General features: G+C 56.3%; 20 protein-coding genes. 6 read left to right on the top strand and 14 right to left on the bottom strand.

Annotated features, from left to right (window positions below; translation table 11 throughout):
• Positions 1–32: 32 nt before the first annotated feature.
• From hrcA to dnaJ, 4 genes are all read left to right on the top strand, one after another.
• Positions 33–1070, top strand: a complete 1038-nt coding sequence (hrcA, locus tag B5F17_RS02070; RefSeq protein ID WP_162608050.1) for a heat-inducible transcriptional repressor HrcA — start codon at positions 33–35, stop codon at positions 1068–1070.
• A gap of 13 nt (positions 1071–1083) precedes the next feature.
• The gene (gene grpE, locus B5F17_RS02065) at positions 1084–1626 is read left to right on the top strand and encodes a nucleotide exchange factor GrpE (RefSeq protein ID WP_087370247.1); all 543 of its coding nucleotides are present in this window, start codon (positions 1084–1086) and stop codon (positions 1624–1626) included.
• Between the two features lie 48 nt (positions 1627–1674).
• Positions 1675–3513 (top strand): molecular chaperone DnaK, encoded by a 1839-nt coding sequence (dnaK, locus tag B5F17_RS02060; RefSeq protein ID WP_016147562.1) that lies wholly within the window; start codon positions 1675–1677, stop codon positions 3511–3513.
• 84 nt (positions 3514–3597) lie between these two features.
• Positions 3598–4755 carry a molecular chaperone DnaJ gene (dnaJ, locus tag B5F17_RS02055; RefSeq protein WP_087370245.1) on the top strand — a complete coding sequence of 386 codons (1158 nt, stop codon included), beginning with the start codon at positions 3598–3600 and terminating at the stop codon, positions 4753–4755.
• 54 nt (positions 4756–4809) lie between these two features.
• On the opposite strand, the gene B5F17_RS02050 is transcribed toward dnaJ, so the two are convergent.
• From B5F17_RS02050 to B5F17_RS02040, 3 genes are all read right to left on the bottom strand, one after another.
• A complete protein-coding gene (locus tag B5F17_RS02050) occupies positions 4810–6174 on the bottom strand; it encodes a citrate/2-methylcitrate synthase (protein ID WP_087370243.1) in 1365 nt (454 codons plus the stop codon).
• Between the two features lie 186 nt (positions 6175–6360).
• Positions 6361–6855: a DUF6773 family protein gene (locus tag B5F17_RS02045; protein ID WP_087370241.1), complete on the bottom strand. Its 495-nt coding sequence runs from the start codon at positions 6853–6855 to the stop codon at positions 6361–6363.
• Positions 6856–6870: 15 nt separating this feature from the next.
• Positions 6871–7065 (bottom strand): helix-turn-helix transcriptional regulator, encoded by a 195-nt coding sequence (locus B5F17_RS02040; RefSeq protein WP_016147566.1) that lies wholly within the window; start codon positions 7063–7065, stop codon positions 6871–6873.
• A 150-nt stretch (positions 7066–7215) separates the two neighbouring features.
• Between B5F17_RS02040 and B5F17_RS02035 the strand changes: the two genes are divergently transcribed.
• The gene (locus tag B5F17_RS02035; protein ID WP_087370239.1) at positions 7216–7671 is read left to right on the top strand and encodes a lipoprotein; all 456 of its coding nucleotides are present in this window, start codon (positions 7216–7218) and stop codon (positions 7669–7671) included.
• Positions 7672–7871: 200 nt separating this feature from the next.
• Here B5F17_RS02035 and tadA read toward each other — a convergent pair whose 3' ends face one another.
• Positions 7872–8381 carry a tRNA adenosine(34) deaminase TadA gene (gene tadA / locus B5F17_RS02030; RefSeq protein ID WP_087370237.1) on the bottom strand — a complete coding sequence of 170 codons (510 nt, stop codon included), beginning with the start codon at positions 8379–8381 and terminating at the stop codon, positions 7872–7874.
• Positions 8382–8479: 98 nt separating this feature from the next.
• Between tadA and B5F17_RS02025 the strand changes: the two genes are divergently transcribed.
• Positions 8480–9775 (top strand): alanine/glycine:cation symporter family protein, encoded by a 1296-nt coding sequence (locus tag B5F17_RS02025; RefSeq protein WP_162608049.1) that lies wholly within the window; start codon positions 8480–8482, stop codon positions 9773–9775.
• Positions 9776–9847: 72 nt separating this feature from the next.
• On the opposite strand, the gene B5F17_RS02020 is transcribed toward B5F17_RS02025, so the two are convergent.
• The 10 genes from B5F17_RS02020 to B5F17_RS01975 form a co-directional block, all read right to left on the bottom strand.
• The gene (locus B5F17_RS02020) at positions 9848–11023 is read right to left on the bottom strand and encodes an SHOCT domain-containing protein (protein WP_143287652.1); all 1176 of its coding nucleotides are present in this window, start codon (positions 11021–11023) and stop codon (positions 9848–9850) included.
• 95 nt (positions 11024–11118) lie between these two features.
• The gene (gene mreB, locus B5F17_RS02015; RefSeq protein ID WP_143287651.1) at positions 11119–12147 is read right to left on the bottom strand and encodes a rod shape-determining protein; all 1029 of its coding nucleotides are present in this window, start codon (positions 12145–12147) and stop codon (positions 11119–11121) included.
• A 165-nt stretch (positions 12148–12312) separates the two neighbouring features.
• Positions 12313–12969 (bottom strand): ComF family protein, encoded by a 657-nt coding sequence (locus tag B5F17_RS02010; protein ID WP_087370231.1) that lies wholly within the window; start codon positions 12967–12969, stop codon positions 12313–12315.
• Positions 12966–15197: an SF1B family DNA helicase RecD2 gene (gene recD2 / locus B5F17_RS02005; protein WP_087370229.1), complete on the bottom strand. Its 2232-nt coding sequence runs from the start codon at positions 15195–15197 to the stop codon at positions 12966–12968. The genes B5F17_RS02010 and recD2 overlap by 4 nt, the downstream gene beginning before the upstream one ends.
• Entirely contained in the window at positions 15139–15498 is a 360-nt protein-coding gene (locus B5F17_RS02000) for a hypothetical protein (RefSeq protein WP_087370227.1), read from the bottom strand. The genes recD2 and B5F17_RS02000 overlap by 59 nt, the downstream gene beginning before the upstream one ends.
• A 121-nt stretch (positions 15499–15619) precedes the next feature.
• On the bottom strand, positions 15620–16822 hold the full coding sequence (gene tuf, locus B5F17_RS01995) for an elongation factor Tu (RefSeq protein ID WP_016147575.1): 1203 nt from the start codon (positions 16820–16822) through the stop codon (positions 15620–15622).
• Between the two features lie 115 nt (positions 16823–16937).
• A complete protein-coding gene (gene fusA, locus B5F17_RS01990; protein ID WP_016147576.1) occupies positions 16938–19022 on the bottom strand; it encodes an elongation factor G in 2085 nt (694 codons plus the stop codon).
• A 31-nt stretch (positions 19023–19053) separates the two neighbouring features.
• Positions 19054–19524 carry a 30S ribosomal protein S7 gene (gene rpsG / locus B5F17_RS01985; RefSeq protein ID WP_016147577.1) on the bottom strand — a complete coding sequence of 157 codons (471 nt, stop codon included), beginning with the start codon at positions 19522–19524 and terminating at the stop codon, positions 19054–19056.
• Positions 19525–19809: 285 nt separating this feature from the next.
• Entirely contained in the window at positions 19810–20229 is a 420-nt protein-coding gene (gene rpsL, locus B5F17_RS01980; RefSeq protein WP_016147578.1) for a 30S ribosomal protein S12, read from the bottom strand.
• Positions 20230–20280: 51 nt separating this feature from the next.
• Positions 20281–20532, bottom strand: coding sequence for a L7Ae/L30e/S12e/Gadd45 family ribosomal protein (locus B5F17_RS01975; protein WP_016147579.1), 252 nt, complete (start codon positions 20530–20532; stop codon positions 20281–20283).
• Positions 20533–20572 lie beyond the last annotated feature (40 nt).

Here is a 20572-nt window from a genome sequence, read left to right as displayed (position 1 = left end):
AAGAACATCAGACATAAAGGAGCATTGGCAAAGTGGAGCTTTCCGAACGCAAACAGCAAATTCTCAAAGCGATCATTGCCGAATATATCCGCACGGCCGAGCCGGTCGGCTCCAAGGCGCTTGCCGCCCTTCCCGAGCTGTCCTTCTCCTCCGCCACCATCCGCAACGAGATGAGTGAGCTCGAGGAAATGGGCTACCTCGAAAAGCCGCACACCTCCGCCGGACGCGTCCCTTCCCACAAGGGCTACCGCTTCTACGTCGATCATCTGATGCGCCGCCCTGAGGTCTTCCCCGCCGGTCTGAGCGATCAAACCGCGCTGATGACCCTCAAAGAAAAGGAACTCGACCGCCTGATTCAGGAGGCCGGACGGCTCATCTCCTCGCTGACCGATTACGCCGCCGTCGCGGTCACCCCGCACCTATCGCGTGTGACCATTCGGCAGTTTGAGCTCATCCCGGTCAACGACACCACCTACGTCATCGTCATCCTCACTGACGCCAACGTGGTCAAGAACAAACTCGTTCACACCGCCGCGCCGGTCACCAAGGAACAGGCTGAGCTTTTAACCTACGTGCTCAACCAGACGCTGACCGCCATCCCCATGGCGCAGATCACCGCCGAGCGCTTCGACGTCGTCCGCCGCGCCGCAGGGCTGACCGCTCTGCTTGCACCGGTCGCCGAGTTCATTTCCGAACTGATCGAAGACTTGGGCAGTCAGAAGGTATTCCTCGAGGGCGCAAACAAGCTGCTGCGCTTCCCCGAATACCATGACACCAGCAAGGCGCAGACACTGCTCGCCTACATGAGCGATGACAAAAAGCACCTCATTCCCTTACAGAAAGAGATCGACGGCGTTCAGATCTTCATCGGTTCGGAAAACGGCGAAAACCCGCTGTCCGACACCAGCATGATCTACGCCAAGTATGGAATCGGCGACATTGGTCAGGGCATCATCGGCATCGTCGGCCCCACCCGTATGGATTACGCATCGCTGTCCGCACGGCTGTCCGGCTTCGCCAAGGGCTTAAACCGGCTGATCGCTGAAACATTCTACGACGAAAATAAATAACCGAGGTATTGCAATGGCAAACGAAAAGGAAAATCTCCAGACCGAAGAGGAAGTGGAGACCGTTCAGACCGAAGCGGCAGACGAAACCGCTGAGACTCAGGCAGGAACGGAAGAGAGCGCACTGAGCGCACTGCAGACGCAGTACGACGAGCTGAATGATCGCTACCTTCGCATGGCTGCCGAGTATGACAACTTCCGCAAGCGCAGCCGCGCCGAGCGCGACAGCGTACATGCAGAGGCCGTCGCTTACGCCGTCAAGGCGCTGCTGGCAACCGTCGATAACCTGTCCCGCGCACTGGCACAGCCCACCGAGGACGCTGCCTACAAGCAGGGCATCGAGATGACCTACAATCAGATGATGGAGAGCTTCCAGTCTCTGGGCGTCACCGAGATCGTCTCCGAGCCGGGCACGGTTTTCGATCCCAACCTGCACAATGCAGTCATGCACATCGATGACGACTCGTTCGGTGAGAACGTCATCGCGGAAGTCTTCCAGAAGGGCTTCCAGCTCGGCGACAAGGTCATCCGTCACGCGATGGTCAAGGTTGCAAACTAAAATTTGTTAAAAAAACATCTGTTTTTATTAGATAAGGAGTCTTGAATTATGGGCAAGATTATTGGTATTGACTTAGGTACCACCAACAGCTGCGTCGCCGTTATGGAAGGCGGCGAGCCGACTGTTATCGCAAACGCTGAAGGCGCTCGTACCACCCCGTCGGTTGTCGCTTTCTCCAAGACCGGCGAGCGCATGGTTGGCCAGGTTGCAAAGCGCCAGGCTGTTACCAACGCTGACCGCACCATCAGCTCGATCAAGCGTCACATGGGCTCGGATTACCGTGTTTCCATCGACGACAAGCAGTATTCTCCCCAGGAGATCTCGGCAATGGTTCTGCAGAAGCTGAAGGCTGACGCAGAGGCTTACATCGGTTCTCCGGTTACTCAGGCTGTCATCACCGTTCCGGCATACTTCACCGACTCGCAGCGTCAGGCAACCAAGGACGCTGGTAAGATCGCAGGTCTGGAAGTTCTGCGTATCATCAACGAGCCGACCGCTGCTGCACTGGCTTACGGCGTTGATAAGGAAACCGAGCAGAAGATCATGGTTTACGACCTCGGCGGCGGTACCTTCGATGTATCCATCCTGGATATCGGCGACGGCGTTCTGGAAGTTCTGGCAACCGCTGGTAACAACCACCTGGGCGGCGACGACTTCGACCAGCGCATCATGAACTGGATGGTTCAGGAGTTTAAGAACAAGGAAGGCATCGACCTGTCGGCTGACAAGATGGCTATGCAGCGCCTGAAGGAAGCTGCTGAGAAGGCAAAGATCGAGTTGTCCGGCATGACCTCCACCTCGATCAACCAGCCGTACATCACGGCTGATGCAACTGGTCCGAAGCACCTCGAGCTGACCCTGACCCGTGCAAAGTTCAACGAGCTGACCGCAGACCTCGTTGAGGCAACCATGGGTCCGGTTCGTCAGGCAATGAGCGACGCTGGCCTCCAGTCCGGCGATCTGGCAAAGGTTCTGCTGGTTGGCGGTTCCTCCCGTATCCCGGCTGTTCAGGAAGCTGTTAAGAACATCACCGGCAAGGAAGGCTTCAAGGGCATCAACCCCGACGAGTGCGTTGCAATCGGCGCAGCAATCCAGGGCGGCGTCCTGGGCGGCGAAGTCAAGGACGTTCTGCTGCTCGACGTTACCCCGCTGTCTCTGGGCATTGAGACCCTGGGCGGCGTATGCACCCGTCTGATCGAGCGCAACACCACCATCCCGACCAAGAAGAGCCAGGTATTCTCCACCGCAGCTGACAACCAGCCCTCTGTTGAGATTCACGTCCTGCAGGGCGAGCGTGAGATGGCTGCCGGCAACAAGACCCTTGGCCGCTTTACCCTCGACGGCATCGCTCCGGCTCCCCGTGGCGTTCCGCAGATCGAGGTTACCTTCGACATCGACGCAAACGGCATCGTAAACGTCTCCGCGAAGGATCTGGGCACCGGCAAGGAGCAGAAGATCACTATTACCGCTTCTTCCAACCTGTCCCAGGAAGAGATCGACAAGGCAATGCGCGAGGCTGAGCAGTTCGCTGCTGAGGACAAGAAGCGCAAGGAAGAAGTCGATGCACGCAACAGCGCAGAGCAGCTGGTATTCCAGTCTGAGAAGGCAATGAACGAGCTTGGCGACAAGATCAGCGCAGACGAGAAGAGCGCTGTACAGGCTGAGATCGATAAGGTGAAGGAAGCTCTCAAGGGCACCGACACCGAGATGATCAAGATGGCATCCGACTCCCTGTCCAAGAAGTTCGGCGAGATCGCGCAGAAGATCTACGCACAGCAGGCTCCGCAGGGTGACCCGAACATGGGCGGCCAGCAGGCCGGCGGTGCACAGGGTGCACAGGGCGACTTTGTGGACGCTGACTTCACCGAAGTGAAGGACGAGAAGTAAGACACACGGAACATAAGGCGGAAAGGATGTCCTGACATCCTTTCCGTTTTCCGCTGTCTATCCCACTGTGCGAGGTAAATCTACATGGCTGATAAAAGAGACTATTATGAAGTGCTTGGCGTGGCAAAGGGTGCGTCCGATGACGAGATCAAGAAGGCACACCGCAAACTCGCCAAGAAATACCACCCCGACTTAAACCGCGACAATCCGGAAGCGGCTGAAAAGTTCAAGGAACTCAACGAGGCTTACGAGGTTCTGTCCGATAAGGACAAGCGCGCAAAGTACGACCAGTTCGGCTTCGCCGGTGTTGACCCCAACTACGGCGCAGGCCAAGGCGGCTTTGGCGGCGGCTTCGGCGGCTTTGACATGGGCGATCTGGGCGACATCTTCGGCTCGTTCTTTGGCGGCGGCTTCGGCGGCAGCTCGTCCCGTTCGCGCCGCAATGCGCCCCAGCGCGGCGAGACCCTCCAGCAGCGCATCATGCTCTCCTTTGAGGAAGCTGCGTTCGGCTGTGAGAAGGAAATCACCATCAACCGCACCGAGTCCTGTGACGAGTGCGGCGGCACGGGTGCGGAAAAGGGTACTTCGGTCGAGACCTGCTCGAACTGTCACGGTTCTGGCGTCGTGATGCAGACCCAGCGCACCCCGCTCGGTATGTTCCAGACCCAGGGCGCTTGTCCGAACTGCCGCGGTACCGGTAAGATCATCCGCAAGCCCTGTAAGAAGTGCGGCGGCACCGGCAAGATGCGCAAGAGCCGCACGCTCAAGGTCAAAATCCCGGCTGGTATCGATGACGGTCAGTCCATCCAGCTGCGCGGTCAGGGCAACGCCGGCGTAAACGGCGGCCCGAGCGGCGATGTCATCGTCACCATCTCCATCCGTCCCCATCCGCTCTTCACCCGCGATGGCAACAACGTCATCTGCGAGATCCCGATCTCCTTCCCGCAGGCAGCACTCGGCGATACCCTGCAGGTGCCGACCATCGACGGTAAGGTCGAATACACCATCCCCGAAGGCACCCAGACCGGCACGGTCTTCCGCCTGCGCGGCAAGGGTATTCAGAACGTCAACGGACGCGGCCGCGGCGATCAGTATGTGCGTGTCAACATCGAAGTTCCCACCCATCTGACCGACCATCAGAAGCATCTGCTGCGCGACTTTGAAGCTTCCACCACCGATGAAAACCAGACCCAGCGCAAGGGTTTCTGGGATAAGGTCAAGGACGCATTCAAGGGCGAATAAGATAAATCCATACAAAAAGCAATCCCCCGATCGACGTTAGATCGGGGGATTTTTTTATCGCTCGCTGAGCGGAATATAGTCGTGTTCTTCGGCAACCGTCCGATAGGCCGGGCGGATGATCTTATCGACGTTGATAAGCTCTTCCAGGCGGTGTGCGCTCCAGCCGACGATACGTGCGATGGCGAACATCGGGGTATAGAGTTCATACGGCAGGTCGAGCATGGAATAGACGAAACCGGAATAGAAGTCCACGTTTGCGCTTACGCCCTTGTAAATGCGTCTTTCCTCGGCAATGACCTCGGGTGCGAGGTTTTCCACCATGGTATAGAGCGCGAAATCGCTGTCTCTTCCCTTCTCATGTGCGAGTTTTTCGACGAAGGACTTGAAAATCTGCGCACGCGGGTCGGAAATCGAATAGACCGCATGACCCATACCATAGATCAGACCCTTCTGGTCGAAGGCCTGACGATTCAAGATCTTGCGCAGGTATTCCTTGACCGCCTCCTGATCGGTGGGGTCGGATACATGCTGTTTAATATCGTCAAACATCTGCACGACCTTGATGTTTGCACCGCCGTGCTTGGGGCCCTTGAGGCTGCCCATCGCGGCCGCGATCGCCGAATAGGTATCGGTACCCGACGAGGTGACAACATGGGTGGTAAAGCTCGAGTTGTTGCCGCCGCCGTGCTCCATGTGCAGGACCAGCGCGAGGTCGAGCACCTGCGCTTCAAGGGGTGTGTATTTCATATCGGGACGCAGCATGCGCAGGAAGTTACCGGCGGTCGAGAGCGTATCGTCGGGGTAATGGATGTACAGACTGCCGCCCTTTTCGTAGTGATTGTAGGCGTGGTAAGCGTAAACCGCGATCATCGGGAATACCGAAATGAGCATCAGACACTGGCGCAGCACGTTGGGCAGACTGATATCGTCGGCATTGTTATCGTAAGATGCGAGTGTCAGAACGCTGCGCGACATCTTGTTCATAATGTCGTGCGAGGGCGCCTTCATAATGACGTCACGCGTGAAGTTGGTCGGCAGCGTGCGTCCCTTGGCCAGCAGAGACTTGAATGTCTCAAGCTCAGCCTTGTCCGGCAGTCGTCCGAACAACAGCAGATATGCGGTCTCTTCGTATCCCTTGCGGCCATCCTTCAGGAAACCGCGTACCAGGTCTTTGATATCATAGCCTCGATAACGCAGTTCGCCCGGAATGGGTACTTTGACGCCATCCACTTGCTTGCTGGAAATGATGGACGAAATATTGGTCAGTCCGGCCAGCACGCCCACGCCGTCCAGATCACGCAATCCGCGCTTCACATCGTATTCCCGATAGAGTTCGGTCGGTATATTGGTATGTTCACGACAGACGCCCGCCAGTGTCTCGATCTCCGGTGTAACTGTCAGCATTCCTTCCTGCGGCATTCTAGTTCTCCTCCTTTTGTATCACATTTGCTCTTTTGTACTTTATCGTATGAATATATAATACCACGCGATATCGACACTTTCATCTCAAAACCATCACATTTTCGTGAATAAATTATGAACAAAAAACAAGCGGATGCATCAATACACCCGCTTGTCTAGACAAAATTGCAATTTTTATGCGATTTATTGCGCGTCATCCGAATCATACATCTGCGCTCTGCGGCGCTTGGCGACGCGGAAACTGAGGTAAGTCACCGGCATGACGCACACGACCATACAGACCACAAACGAGACCAGCATAACCGCATAAGCCAGCGGCGAACCTTCTCCCCTGAGTGCGCGCAGAACACAGGCAATCAGACCGATGGCTGCTCCGGCGGCGACCGATTCCAGCAGATAGTGCTTCCACGGGAAGGTATCCGCCTCAGCGTATCCAGACTCGTCATCCATGAGCCCTTTCCGCCACAGCAGCACCAGCGCCACCAAATTGACGACTACAAACGCGATAAACTCAAAGCCGATGTACTGGAATCCGGCCATGCCGGACGGGATACGATCGACGCACGACTTAATCATCAGATCAAGGCCGACCACAGCGTTAAACAGATAATAGGCGATGCGGTATACCTGTCCGACCTCGTGCACGATGCGTTCATCCACAACTTTTTTCTGTGTCATCTTAGTGACCTCCTATCATTCTTCCCAAAACAGTTCGTCCAGTGTCTTTCCCAATGTCTTGCAAATGGCGATGCACAGATTGAGGGTGGGATTATATCCGCCCGCCTCAATCAAACCGATGGTCTGCCGGGTCACGCCCACGGCCTCGGCCAGCTGAGCCTGTGATAAATCCTTCTCAATTCGTGCGAGCTTGAGCCGTTTATTTTTCATGCGCTCACCTCTCTCTGTGCTTACAGTATATGCTTTATCTTCCATTATGTCAAGTATATATTACATTATAGTTTTTATATTTTGCATTCGTGCTCGATGGAACTTTTTTCCGCGTCCTATCGTCTATTGAAATAGAAAGGTGGGAGATCGATGAAAAAATGGTTTTTGGGACTGCTCGCTGCGGCACTTCTGAGCGGCTGTGCAGGCAATGCAGGCAATACGCAGACTGCGGACGAGATCGCGCAGGCACTGGACACGCAGGGGTTGACCGGTACGGTGGAGACCGCTTCACAGAGCCGGATACAGACTCTGATCGGTACACCCTACGCCTACACGACCGAGGATGGTGCACAGATCGGGGTATTTGTCTATGAAGATGCCGATGCGGCGCAGGCTGACGCGGCCTGTGTGAGTGCCGACGGGTTTGGATACAACCGGGAAGGCGCGGACGGCACCGGATACGGGGTACAGACCGGTTGGGCTGATGCACCGCATTTCTATCGCAAGGACAATATCATTTTGCGGTATATTGGCAGTGATGCGGATGTTTTAACGGCGTTAGAGGCTGTGTGTGGCGCACAGTTTGCCGGAAGTGCTGCGGAATAAAAGAAAGACCGTCTCGATGAGAGACGGTCTTTTTATGTTTTGGGATTGCGCGTCTGCGGACGCGCTTTTTGATTCTTTTTTTAGTTGATTTTCGCAGAAGCGAAAATCAAAAAGGGGATTCCGTGTCCTGCGGGACACGGCTCAGGGCTCTGCCCTGAGAACCCGCAAACCTTTGAAAAGGTTTGATCGAAACTTCAGCATCAGGTTTCGTTCAGATCGTTCATCTGAGCTTGTTTGCGCAGTTGTTTTTCCAATTTTTTGCGTTCACGCAGCTGACGGAAGAACTTTTGCAATTCCTCGGTGCATTCCTGTTCCATCAGACCTGAAACAAGTTCGGGTTTATGATTATAGGGCAGGTCAAAGAGATTGACGACCGAGCCGCACGACCCGGCTTTGAGGTCGGGTGCACCGTAGTAAACGGTCTTAATGCGGGCGTTAATGATCGCGCCGGTGCACATGGGACAGGGTTCAAGGGTGACGTACAGATCGCACTGGTGCAGCCGCCAGCCGCCCAGCTTTTTACATGCCTTGTGGATGGCTTCGATCTCCGCATGACCGAGCGCGTCCTTTTTGGTCTCCCGTCGATTGCGTCCGCGTCCGACGATCACGCCGTCGCGCACCACGACGCAGCCCACCGGCACCTCGCCTTCGGCAGCCGCCTTGCGTGCGAGTTTGAGCGCGGCATTCATAAATTTTTCGTGTTCGGTCATGGGCTTGCGTCCTCCTGTCGATTTTTGCCTGACTATCATACCATATTTTTCGCATATCGACCAGCCCATGCACATAAAAAAGAAGCATGGAATGGATTTTGAAACTGCGTTATACGCTCTGGGGGCCGTTCACCGTCGTGCTCATCGCCGCAACCGGTCTCCTGCTCACCCTGCGCACACGCGGGGTACAATTTTGGTGCGTCGGTCAGCTCTTGCGCCCGTCATCCACGCGCCGACAGGACGGCATCACGCCTTTTCAGGCGCTGTGCACCTCGCTGGGCGGTACACTGGGCGTGGGCAATCTGGCCGGGGTTGCGTCCGCACTCACGCTCGGCGGTCCGGGTGCGGTGTTCTGGATGCTAGTCGCCGCCTTTCTTGGCATGGCGACCAAATACAGCGAGCTTGTACTTGCGGTCAAATACCGCATCCACACGCCCGAGCCGCTTGGCGGGCCGATGGTCTATCTGTCCCGCGGAGCCGGTCTTCCGGGGCTTGCCAAGGTCTTTGCGATCTGCTGCGTGATCTCGGCGCTGGGCACGGGTGCTGCCGCACAGGGCAGCGCCATTGCAGAAGCGCTCGCGCCCATCGTTCCCCTGCACCGTGGTCTGATTGCGCTGTCGGTCAGCCTATTTCTGCTGCCTATCCTGCGCGGCGGCGGCAAACGCATTGCACGCGCATCAGCGGTACTCGTCCCGATCATGACCGTGAGCTACCTTGTGGCTGGCGGGTGGGTACTGATCACGCATGCATCCGAGATTCCGTCTGCCCTGGCGCTGATCGTATCCAGCGCGATGGAGCCGCTTTCCTGCGGCGGTGGACTGATCGGTTTACTGACCGCGCGCACGATCTCGGACGGCTTCGCTAAGGGTATCTTTTCCAACGAGGCCGGTATGGGTTCTGCGCCCATTGCGCACGGCTCGTCGGACTGTGAATCGCCCTGTGCCGAAGGGATGCTGGGCGCGGTCGAGGTATTTGTAGACACCTGTGTCGTCTGTCTGCTGACCGCGCTGGTGCTGCTCACGACGGGCGCATGGCAGAGCGGTGCCGACGGTCTGACCATGACCACACGTGCATTTGCCACCGTTCTAGGCGATGCTGCACCGTGGTTTATCGGGATTACTGTGGTCTTTCTGGCAGTCTCGACCGTGCTGGGCTGGAGCTTTTACGGTCTAGCCTGTCTCAAGTGGCTGGGCGCAAGACCGGCGCTGTTGTCGCTCTATCCGGTCGGGATCGTGTGTTCGGCCGCGCTTGCGGGCTGTGTCCCGCTGACCGCACTCCTGCTCGTCACCGACATTTCGGCCGCCTGCATGTCCTTCCCCAACCTCATCGGCCTTTGGACGCTGTCGGGTGAGGTCTCCGCCGAGACGCGGCGTTTTCTCGCTCGACGGAAATAGAATTCCCCTACGCATATTCTGCCATCCCTCTGACCAAAGTACAAAACTTGTGTTTTGGTGAGGGATGGTTTTTTATATCTTTTCGAGCAGCCGTACCTTTGCTGCGTCGTACTCTTCCCGACTCAGATATCCACGGTCGACCAGATCAGCCAGGATTTTGAGCTGTTCCACCGGGGTCGGCTCGCGTCCCTGCACAGTCTGCGGTACTTTTGCAGCCTGCAACGGCAGCTTGTCAAATTCCTTTTCGGGCATGAGCTGACGCAGGCTGTCCAGCGAGCTGTACGACAGCTTGAGCATGCGCCCGTCTGCCATCATAAGCTCGGTGTAGCGCGAATCATGTTCAATCTTCTCGGTGTGCACAGGTGTGACCGAAACAGCATCCTCCAGAAAGCCCACATGCGTCAGATGTGGCCGCCAACAGGCGCCATAGTCAAACTCGACTTCTCCGCCCGAGGTAATATACTCGTGCGACAGTTCGCCCTGTGCCCGATAATAAGTAATCGCGGACACCTTCCAGTGCCAGACCTCCAAAAATTCCGGCTTGCGCGCGTACAGGGTCGGTGGCTGGTAAAAATACAGGTCATCACCCTCGCGCCACATGTCATATCGTCCGGACGGGTATCCAGCCGGTGGGTTTTCTCGGGAAAAGACGACCGAATAGTCCGGGCCGTCCCATAGATCAAACAGCGCATGCGCAGATACAACATCAGGATATTTGGCAAAGAACGTACATGCGCGGTGCAGATCATGCGCCCTGAGTACAGCGGTCTGTTCCCCTGTCAGCATGACTTCAAATTTCGACCACTGGAAGGACAGGTGGTCTCCCTCCTCTTTGACCGGTTCACGCACCGGCGGCGTGTGTTCCAGTCGATAAGCAGTGCGCGGCAAGCGAATTTCGATCAGTCGGTCAAGGGCCTCAGGTTCAGAAAAATCATAAGGGTTGACCTCCGGAAACAACGCGAAAGCATCCGAATCGATACGCAGACGCACGCATCTATAATTGGAATTGACTTCCGGAAACTGTACGTATGTATTCGTGTCGACGGGCAGCTGTACGCCTGCATAGGGCAGCCACGACTGCCCCTCGAGGCAGTCCAGTTCAATCGTATCCCCGACATCACGAAACGCCGTACGGCGATCATCGTACGCATTTCTCGCGGCGTACAGCCGTTCCTGCTGCACATCCTTGTCGATTTTCTCTTCTCGCAGTCCAAACAGACCCATCATCTTACCTCCTCGTAAACGCAAAAAGCAGCGCCGAAAAGGGCGCTGCTCTTGCCATATCCGCCTGCACGCCCTTTTCGGGTGACAAAGCGGTCAAAAATTCTTGATTTGTGTAAAAATCAGCCCATCATCTGACGGCGACGGGACAGATTCATGGTGCCATCCTGCATGGATGCCAGCTGATCAAGGCACTTACCGGTGCCGTAAGCGACGCACGAGATGGCTTCCTCTGCCACGTGGGTCGGGATGCCGGTCTTGGCTGCAATGAGCTTGTCAAAGCCCCAGATCAACGAGCCGCCGCCGGTCATAACGATACCATTGGTCGAGATATCGCCGGTCAGCTCAGGAGGCGTGCGCTCGAGTACGGTGTGTACCGCCTCGACGATGGAAGTCGTGACCTCCTCGAAGGCCTCGAGCACCTCGGTCGAGGTAACGGTAAAGGTGCGCGGCAGGCCGGTCATCAGGCAGCGGCCCTTGATCTCCATGGAGACCTCCTCAGGACGCGGATAGACACAGCCGATCTGCATCTTGATCTCTTCTGCCGTGCGCTCACCGATGAGCACATTGTGCTTGCGGCGAATGAACTTGATGATGGCCTCGTCAAACTTATCGCCCGCAATCTTGATGGACGTGGACTCGACGATACCGCCCAGCGAAATAACCGCAATGTCGGTCGTACCGCCGCCGATGTCGACGATCATGTTGCCGTTGGGCTGGGCAATGTCAATGCCCGCACCGATGGCAGCTGCAAGCGGTTCCTCAACCAGGAACACGCGCTTTGCACCAGCCTGCGTGCCTGCGTCGATAACCGCGCGCTCCTCGACCTCGGTGATGATGGACGGAACGCACATAACAACATTGGGCTTAAACAGACGAAAGCCCATGACCTTGCGGATAAACTCCTTGATCATGCGCTCAGTCATCTCATAGTCCGAGATGACACCCTCACGCATGGGACGGATGGCAACAATATTGCCCGGGGTACGTCCGAGCATTTTCTGCGCGCTCTCACCGACCGACAGGATCTTGCCGGTCTGCTTATCGACCGCGACAACAGAGGGTTCGTTCAGCACGACACCCTTTCCCTTTACATAAACAAGCACGGAAGCCGTGCCCAAATCAATACCAATATCGCTTGAAAAAATCATACGGTGACAACCAGCCTTTTCACATTCTGCGGGCAAACGCCCGGCCTCTGAAGCAATATATTCTCAGCTATTTATATTATAACTGCATTTTGGGCAAATGCAAGACTCGACCGAAATTTTCACGAATTATTCACGATTCTGCGGGCTGTTTTCCTACATTTTTCGTCACTTTTTTGCAGATGTGGGCGTTTGTGCCAGGCAGAGGAAAAACACCTCGGACGCGCCCATCTGCCGCAGGATATCCACGCAGGATGCGGCGGTCGAACCGGTCGCCAGCACGTCATCGACCAACACCACGCGCTTGCCGATCAGGTCACAGCCCCGGATGGGTGCATAGGTGCGGTTGGCATTTTGTCGGCGGGCCGCTGCATCCTTCATGCGCAGCTGGGACTTGCCGAACCACGACCGGCGCATGGTACGCACACAGGGCAGACCGCTACGCGCAGCGGCGTGCTTTGCCAGCACGTGTGCCAGATTAAACCCGCGCTTCCACCAGTGTCCGAGCGTGGTGGGCGCGTAGGTGATGAGATCGGGCTGCCAGTCGGGCAGTTTGCGCAGCAGGCTGGCCGCAACCAGACCACCGCCCCACTTGCCGAGTGCTGGTTTGTCGTGATACTTGCAGTCGATGAGCACGCGGCGCACCTTGTCCAGATACAAGAGCGCAGCTGCGCTGTCGGATGCGCCCTCGACCGGCTTTCCCTGATCGGTTCGGTACCGCTCGCGCACCTCCTGTGCACATGCCGGGCACAAAAGACCGCTTCCGGTTAGTCCGGCATGACAGAGCACACAGCGCGGCGGGAAGAATAAGTCAAACAGCTTCATACTTGTTCGGGATCAATCATGCGCAGGCGAGTGCGCAGCGCCGAATAGCGCTTGTTGCGTGCGTTGGTCTTGACCATATACTCGATGGCGTCCCCATTGCCCACCAGCACGAGCAGCCGCTTTGCGCGGGTGATCGCGGTATACAGGATGGAGCGCGTGAGCAGACGACGAGACATACCGTTGGACACGGCGACGACCACCGCCTCGAACTCACTGCCCTGCGCCTTATGTACAGTCATGGCGTAAGCAAGCTCGAGTTCTCCCAGCATATCATAGGTATAGGTGGCAAATTTGTCATCGAAACGCACGATCAGGCATTCCTGTGCCGGATAGATCTGCGTGATCTCGCCCACGTCGCCGTTAAACATGCCCGTACCGGTCTCCGAGCCGTCCAGACTTTCCCACACGATATCATAGTTATTGCGTACCTGCATGACTCGGTCGCCCTCGCGGAAGATAGTATCACCGAACCGCTTTTCGGGCTTACCGGCTGCGGGTGGGTTGAGGGCTTCCTGGAGCATGCGGTTGAGCGGAATTGTGCCTGCACCCTGCCGTCTGGCCGGGGACAGTACCTGAATCTGGCTCGGGTTCAGGCCGTAGTAGCGCGGCAGGCGTTCCTTGCACAGCGAGACCACAGTTGCCATGATATCAGCTGCATTGTCCTTTTTCATCACGAAAAAGTCACCGTCCTTGCGCGACGGTGCGGGCATCTGTCCGAGATTGATGGCATGCGCGTTCATGACGATGTCGCTCTGCTGTGCCTGACGGAAAATTTCGGTCAAGGCGATGACCGGCACGCAGCCTGAGCCGATCAAGTCACGCAGGAAGTTACCCGGTCCGACGGGCGGGAGCTGATCGGCGTCGCCTACCAGTACCAGACGTGCGCCCTGCGGCATGGCCTCGATGAGCGCCTGCATGAGTACCACGTCGACCATGGATACCTCGTCGAGTACAACCACGTCACATTCAAGCGGATTGGTCGCACAGCGCTGGAAGGCCAGTCTGCCGCCGTTGGCGTATCCGGCTTCGAGCAGGCGGTGGATGGTCTTGGCCTCCATGCCACACAGCTCGCTCAGACGCTTGGCCGCACGGCCGGTCGGTGCGGCAAGCAGGACGGTCAGTCCCAATGCCTCGTACAAGTCCAGCATGCCGCGCACGGTGGTGGTCTTACCGGTACCAGGACCACCAGTCAGGATGGTTACACCATACTTTGCCGCTGCCACGATGGCTTTGCGCTGGAGCGGTGCATAATCAATGTCAGAGTCGGCTTCCAGCGAGGCCAGCAACTCCTCGAGATCGAAGTCGTACTGGTATTCGCGCTCAGCCATCACACGCAGGCTGTTCGCCAGATAGTCCTCGGCCTCGTGCATGACGCGCAGATAGACCGCGTCGCGGTTGCAGATGAACTCACGCACGAGCTGGCCATTGCTCTCCAGCCGCAGGATACCCTCCTCGACGCGCTCGGGTTCCATGACGACATCGTCATCACTCAGCAGATCGGCTGCCGCCTTGACCAGCTTTTCCACCGGAATAAAGGTGTGTCCGTTGTCTAGGTTAAAGCGCATGGTATACAGGATACCTGCGTCACACCGCTCGGGGGACAGTCTGGGAATATCCAGATGGTCGGCCAGCTGGTCGGCCATGTAAAACTCGATGCCGTAGTATTCATCACACAGCATATACGGGTTTTCGCTCAGTGCGTCGACTGCCGCTACGCCCAGACGCTTATAGAGCAGCGGTGTAAGCGAGACCGGCAAACCGTTTTCGGTCAAAAAGTCCATCAGCAGGCGCATTTCGCTCATTTCGGTGAACTGCTTGCCAATATCCCGCGCCTTGCGTGCGGTGATGCCGCGAATCTCGGTCAGGCGCTCGGGTTCGTTTTGCAGCACATCGAAGGCCTCCGCGCCGAAAGTCTCCGCGATGCGCATGGCGAGCTTGGGGCCGATGCCGCGGATAAGTCCCGAGCCGAGATACTCTGCCACGCCGCGGGCGGACTCGGGCAGGCGGCGCTCGAAGCTGTTCGCCTGAAACTGCTCGCCGTAAGAGGGATGGGTGATCCAGGTGCCGTTACAGATCAGCTCCTCACCCAGTCCGAGATTGGGGATGATGCCTGTCACCGTGACCTCCTCGCCGTCCCGGGCGAGCAGGCGCAGGACGACATAGCCGTTTTCAGTATTTTGAAACACGATCTGTGTGACCGTGCCATAAATTGTTTGCTGTTCCTGCACGTTGTCGGTTTCCTTTCCAATCCTGTTCGGACTGCGTTCCGGAACAGGAGAAATCCTCGTATGTGGTGCCGGTATCCACCCAGATGACGGTCAGCCCGGGCAGAAATGTCCGTTTGGCCTGATCGATCTGGCGCAGAAGCTGTTCGGCCTCGGCGCTGTCGGGATCGAGGTAGAGATACAGCTCAGCTTTACCGCGCACGCACACTGTACTATGAAAGATTATATCATAGACTGTTTTCAAAATGCAAATCAAGCCGGCTGCCGCCAGCATGCCCACTGCGCACTGTCCAAAAAATCCCATGCGCCCGCACCTCCTTACCGCATCCTATGCGCCTTGGGTGCAGTGCGTGAAAGGATAAAAAAAGCCCCTGCCTTTCGGCAGGGACTTTGTATCTTGTCATTGTGAGGCAAGGAAACGAAAATTACTCGTTAACCTTAACAACAACGCCGGAACCTACGGTACGGCCACCCTCACGGATAGCGAAACGCAGGCCTTCCTCGATAGCGATCGGGGTGATCAGCTCAACGTCCATCTCGACGTTATCGCCAGGCATGCACATCTCGGTGCCTTCCGGCAGAGAGATAACACCGGTTACGTCGGTGGTACGGAAGTAGAACTGGGGACGGTAGTTGTTGAAGAAAGGAGTATGACGGCCGCCCTCTTCCTTCTTCAGAACGTAAACCTGGCCCTTGAACTTGGTGTGCGGATGAATGGTGCCGGGCTTAGCCAGAACCTGGCCACGCTCGATATCAGTCTTCTGGATACCACGGAGCAGAGCACCGATGTTGTCGCCAGCCTCAGCGTAGTCGAGCAGCTTGCGGAACATCTCGATACCGGTAACAACGGTCTTGCGGGGAGCGTCCATCAGGCCTACGATCTCAACTTCCTCGGACAGCTTCAGGATACCACGCTCTACACGGCCGGTAGCAACGGTACCACGACCGGTGATGGAGAATACGTCCTCGACAGGCATCAGGAAGGGCAGCTCGTCGTTACGAACCGGATCCGGGATATAGGAGTCAACAGCGTCCATCAGCTCACGGATGCAAGCATACTCGGGAGCGTTGGGATCGTTGGACTCGCAGGTCAGAACGTTCAGAGCGGAGCCACGGATTACCGGAACGTCGTCGCCCGGGAACTCGTAGGTGGACAGCAGCTCACGGATCTCCATCTCAACGAGGTCGAGCAGCTCGGGATCGTCAACCTGGTCAACCTTGTTCATGAATACAACAATGTAGGGAACGCCTACCTGACGAGCGAGCAGGATGTGCTCACGGGTCTGGGGCATCGGGCCGTCAGCAGAGGAAACAACCAGGATAGCGCCGTCCATCTGAGCAGCACCGGTGATCATGTTCTTAACGTAGTCAGCATGGCCCGGGCAGTCAACGTGAGCGTAGTGACGCTTAGCGGTCTGATACTCAACGTGAGCGGTGTTAATGGTAATGCCGCGCTCCTTCTCCTCGGGAGCCTTGTCGATTGCGTCGTATGCCTGATACTCAGCATCGCCAGCCATTGCCAGAACCTTGGTGATTGCCGCAGTCAGAGTGGTCTTACCGTGGTCGACGTGACCGATGGTACCAATGTTAAGATGCGGCTTATTACGTTCAAATTTTTCCTTAGCCATTTGAGAAAGCCTCCTTGTGTGTTTTTGGAATCGCTCTTATTACAAAGAACGATCATCTAGAATAAGAGTCCAGTGATAAGACTATTCTAAAATACTTTCGCAAAAAAATCAACTATTAGTTGTCGTTTTTATTGCGTGCGTCGACAATTTTATCCTGTACGGACTTCGGAACCTCAGTGTAGTGGCTCGGCTGCATGGTGTACTGGCCACGGCCCTGGGTGCTCGAACGCAGAGCGGTTGCGTAACCGAACATCTCAGACAGCGGAACTGCTGCGGAGATTGCCTCTACGCCGCCGCGCGGCTCCATACCCTGGATCTGACCACGGCGTGCATTCAGGCCGCCGATAACGTCGCCCATGTAGTCCTCGGGAACCATTACGTCAACCTGCATGATGGGCTCCATCAGAACCGGATCAGCCTTGCGCATTGCTTCCTTGAACGCCATAGAACCAGCGATCTTAAACGCCATTTCAGAGGAGTCGACTTCGTGGAAGGAACCATCGTACAGAGTAACCTTGACGTCAACAACCGGATAGCCGGCCAGAACGCCTGCCTGCATAGCACCCTGGATACCCTGGTTAACAGGCTCGATATATTCCTTCGGGATGGCACCGCCGACGATCTTGTTGATGAACTCGTAGCCCTTACCGGACTCGTTCGGCTCAACGATGATCTTGACGTGACCATACTGACCCTTACCACCAGACTGACGAGCGTACTTCATATCGACGTTCGCGTCGCGGCGGATGGTCTCCTTGTAAGCAACCTGCGGCTCACCTACGTTTGCCTCGACCTTGAACTCGCGAAGCAGACGGTCAACGATGATCTCGAGGTGCAGCTCGCCCATGCCGGCGATGATGGTCTGACCGGTTTCCTCATCGGTGTAGGTGCGGAAGGTCGGATCTTCTTCTGCCAGCTTAGCCAGCGCGATACCCATCTTCTCCTGACCAGCCTTGGTCTTGGGCTCGATTGCAACGCGGATAACCGGCTCCGGGAAGTTCATGGACTCCAGGATGATCGGGTGCTTCTCGTCGCAGAGGGTATCACCGGTGGTGGTATTCTTAAAGCCTACTGCCGCAGCGATATCGCCGGAGTAAACCATGTCGATATCCTTACGGGAGTTCGCGTGCATCTGCAGGATGCGGCCCAGACGCTCGCGCTGACCCTTGGTAGCGTTCAGTACAGAGGAACCTGCACCGATGGTACCGGAGTAAACGCGGAAGAAGGTCAGACGACCTACATACGGGTCGGTCATGATCTTGAACGCCAGAGCGGAGAACGGAGCATCGTCAGAAGACGGACGCTCGTCCTCTTCCTCGGTGTCCGGGTTAACGCCCTTGATTGCAGGAACGTCGGTCGGAGCGGGCATGTAGTCAACGACTGCGTCGAGCAGCAGCTGAACGCCCTTGTTGCGGTAAGCGGTACCGCACAGTACAGGGATAATCTGTACGTTGCAGACGCCCTTACGCAGAGCAGCCTTGATCTCCGGGATGGTCAGCTCTTCGCCCTCGAGGTACTTCATCATGAGGTCCTCGTCGAGCTCAGCAACTGCCTCGAGCAGAGCATCGTGGTACTCCTGAGCCTGATCCATCATGTCAGCCGGGATGTCCTCATCGCGGACGTCCTTACCGAGGTCATCATAGTAAACCTCAGCGCGCATGGTGATCAGGTCGATAACACCCTTGAAGGTGTCCTCAGCGCCGATCGGCAGCTGAATCGGAACCGCATTACACTTCAGGCGATCCTTCATCATGTCAACAACATTGAAGAAGTCTGCGCCCATGATGTCCATCTTGTTGACGAACGCCATACGCGGAACGTGATACTCGTCAGCCTGATGCCAAACGGTCTCAGACTGCGGCTCTACGCCACCCTTTGCGCAGAATACGGTAACAGAACCGTCGAGTACGCGCAGGGAACGCTGTACCTCAACGGTGAAGTCAACGTGGCCCGGGGTGTCGATGATGTTGATGCGGTGATCCTTCCAGTGACAGGTGGTAGCAGCGGAGGTAATGGTAATACCACGCTCCTGCTCCTGCTCCATCCAGTCCATGGTAGCGGTACCGTCATGGGTATCGCCGATCTTGTAGTTTACGCCGGTGTAGTACAGAATACGCTCGGTCGTAGTGGTCTTACCGGCATCGATGTGCGCCATGATGCCGATATTTCTGGTTTTTTCAAGCGAATACTCTCTAGGCATATTGGCTCTCCTTTCAAATTCCTGCCGCTAATTAATAACGGTAGTGAGCGAATGCCTTGTTTGCCTCTGCCATCTTGTGCGTATCCTCACGCTTCTTGACAGAGCCGCCCAGATTGTTGCAAGCGTCCATGATCTCGCCAGCCAGACGCTCGCGCATGGTCTTCTCGCTGCGTGCGCGGGAGTACTTGGTGATCCAGCGCAGACCCAGGGTCTGCCGACGCTCCGGGCGAACTTCCATCGGAACCTGGTAGGTAGCACCGCCTACACGGCGAGCCTTAACCTCCAGAGACGGCATGATATTTTCCATCGCCTCGGTAAAAACCTCCAGCGGCTCACGACCGGTCTTGTCGCGAACGATGTCAAAAGCACCATAAACGACCTTCTGCGCGACACCCTTCTTGCCGTCGAGCATGATAGAGTTTACCAGCTTGGTGACGAGCTTGGAGTTGTACATCGGATCGGGCAGAACGTCTCTCTTGGGAACATTTCCTCTTCTTGGCACTTTACTTCCCTCCTTCATATAGAAATGATTTCATTGGTACTCGGCACATTCTTTTCGTGCCGTTTTGCGCCTGTCCGGGTTTTCACTCGGAAAAACAGGACAAAGCGGTGGGCCGGTCTGCTCAAGGTTTGGGCAGACCGAACGGTTGCTTTGTGAAGCTGTGAAAAGCTCTCAAAGACTTTGATGCAGACAAATTTCCGGCAGGTTTTCGTAGAGACCGAGGACGAGGGCGCGGGGTTTAAGCCGCGCAGTCATCTATCGAACAATACGGAAACGAAATGCGGATTACTTGCCAGCCTTCGGGCGCTTTGCGCCGTACTTGGAGCGAGCCTGCTTGCGGTTTGCAACGCCCTGGGTATCCAGAGTGCCGCGGATGATGTGGTAACGTACGCCAGGCAGGTCCTTTACACGGCCGCCGCGAACCATTACAACAGAGTGCTCCTGCAGGTTGTGACCGATACCGGGGATGTAAGCAGATACCTCCATACCGTTGGTCAGCTTTACACGAGCGATCTTACGCAGTGCAGAGTTCGGCTTCTTGGGGGTCATGGTCTTAACGGTGGTGCAAACACCGCGCTTCTGCGGAGCAGACTGCTCGGTGGTCTTCTTCTTCAGAGAGTTCAGACCAACCTGGAGAGCAGGAGCGGTAGACTTTGCAACAACGGTCTCACGGCCCTTACGAACGAGCTGGTTAAAAGTAGGCATTCTATTTCCTCCTTCTTTCAAAGATATTCTATATTAAACAGGTTGCCCTGTTTAATTAGCAGATTTGAGCAGGGTGACAACGGCAGCGCCGACATCAATGCCAGCGGCGTCTCCGAGTTCAACCATCGTGGGAACTTCGGAAAGCTCGACACCCAGTTCGCAGCACAAGTCACGGATCGGACGGATCACACGCTGTTCGGCGTCATCAGCCACAAAAACGGTCTGCGCGTTTCCCTCGCGGATTGCCTTTTTTGACTGTTTTACGCCGACGACTTTTGCCGCCTGCGATAATTCAGAAAGCATATTCTAACCTCCTATACCGCATACTCCTACAGTATACCCC

Source organism: Butyricicoccus pullicaecorum, from assembly GCF_002160355.1.
In the GTDB taxonomy this organism is placed as follows: domain Bacteria; phylum Bacillota; class Clostridia; order Oscillospirales; family Butyricicoccaceae; genus Butyricicoccus; species Butyricicoccus pullicaecorum.
Note: the sequence above shows the minus strand (reverse complement) of the source record. Positions and strands in the feature narration are given on the sequence as shown.

What these genes read in the sequence shown, in the direction of transcription:
- mreB (WP_143287651.1), bottom strand. Translation starts at nt 12,147, where the DNA reads ATGATTTTTTCAAGCGATATTGGTATTGATTTGGGCACGGCTTCCGTG.
- dnaK (WP_016147562.1), top strand. Translation starts at nt 1,675, where the DNA reads ATGGGCAAGATTATTGGTATTGACTTAGGTACCACCAACAGCTGCGTC.
- B5F17_RS02010 (WP_087370231.1), bottom strand. Translation starts at nt 12,969, where the DNA reads ATGAAGCTGTTTGACTTATTCTTCCCGCCGCGCTGTGTGCTCTGTCAT.
- B5F17_RS02040 (WP_016147566.1), bottom strand. Translation starts at nt 7,065, where the DNA reads ATGAAAAATAAACGGCTCAAGCTCGCACGAATTGAGAAGGATTTATCA.
- fusA (WP_016147576.1), bottom strand. Translation starts at nt 19,022, where the DNA reads ATGCCTAGAGAGTATTCGCTTGAAAAAACCAGAAATATCGGCATCATG.
- rpsL (WP_016147578.1), bottom strand. Translation starts at nt 20,229, where the DNA reads ATGCCTACTTTTAACCAGCTCGTTCGTAAGGGCCGTGAGACCGTTGTT.
- tuf (WP_016147575.1), bottom strand. Translation starts at nt 16,822, where the DNA reads ATGGCTAAGGAAAAATTTGAACGTAATAAGCCGCATCTTAACATTGGT.
- grpE (WP_087370247.1), top strand. Translation starts at nt 1,084, where the DNA reads ATGGCAAACGAAAAGGAAAATCTCCAGACCGAAGAGGAAGTGGAGACC.
- dnaJ (WP_087370245.1), top strand. Translation starts at nt 3,598, where the DNA reads ATGGCTGATAAAAGAGACTATTATGAAGTGCTTGGCGTGGCAAAGGGT.
- B5F17_RS02000 (WP_087370227.1), bottom strand. Translation starts at nt 15,498, where the DNA reads ATGGGATTTTTTGGACAGTGCGCAGTGGGCATGCTGGCGGCAGCCGGC.
- B5F17_RS02035 (WP_087370239.1), top strand. Translation starts at nt 7,216, where the DNA reads ATGAAAAAATGGTTTTTGGGACTGCTCGCTGCGGCACTTCTGAGCGGC.
- tadA (WP_087370237.1), bottom strand. Translation starts at nt 8,381, where the DNA reads ATGACCGAACACGAAAAATTTATGAATGCCGCGCTCAAACTCGCACGC.
- B5F17_RS01975 (WP_016147579.1), bottom strand. Translation starts at nt 20,532, where the DNA reads ATGCTTTCTGAATTATCGCAGGCGGCAAAAGTCGTCGGCGTAAAACAG.
- B5F17_RS02045 (WP_087370241.1), bottom strand. Translation starts at nt 6,855, where the DNA reads ATGACACAGAAAAAAGTTGTGGATGAACGCATCGTGCACGAGGTCGGA.
- B5F17_RS02050 (WP_087370243.1), bottom strand. Translation starts at nt 6,174, where the DNA reads ATGCCGCAGGAAGGAATGCTGACAGTTACACCGGAGATCGAGACACTG.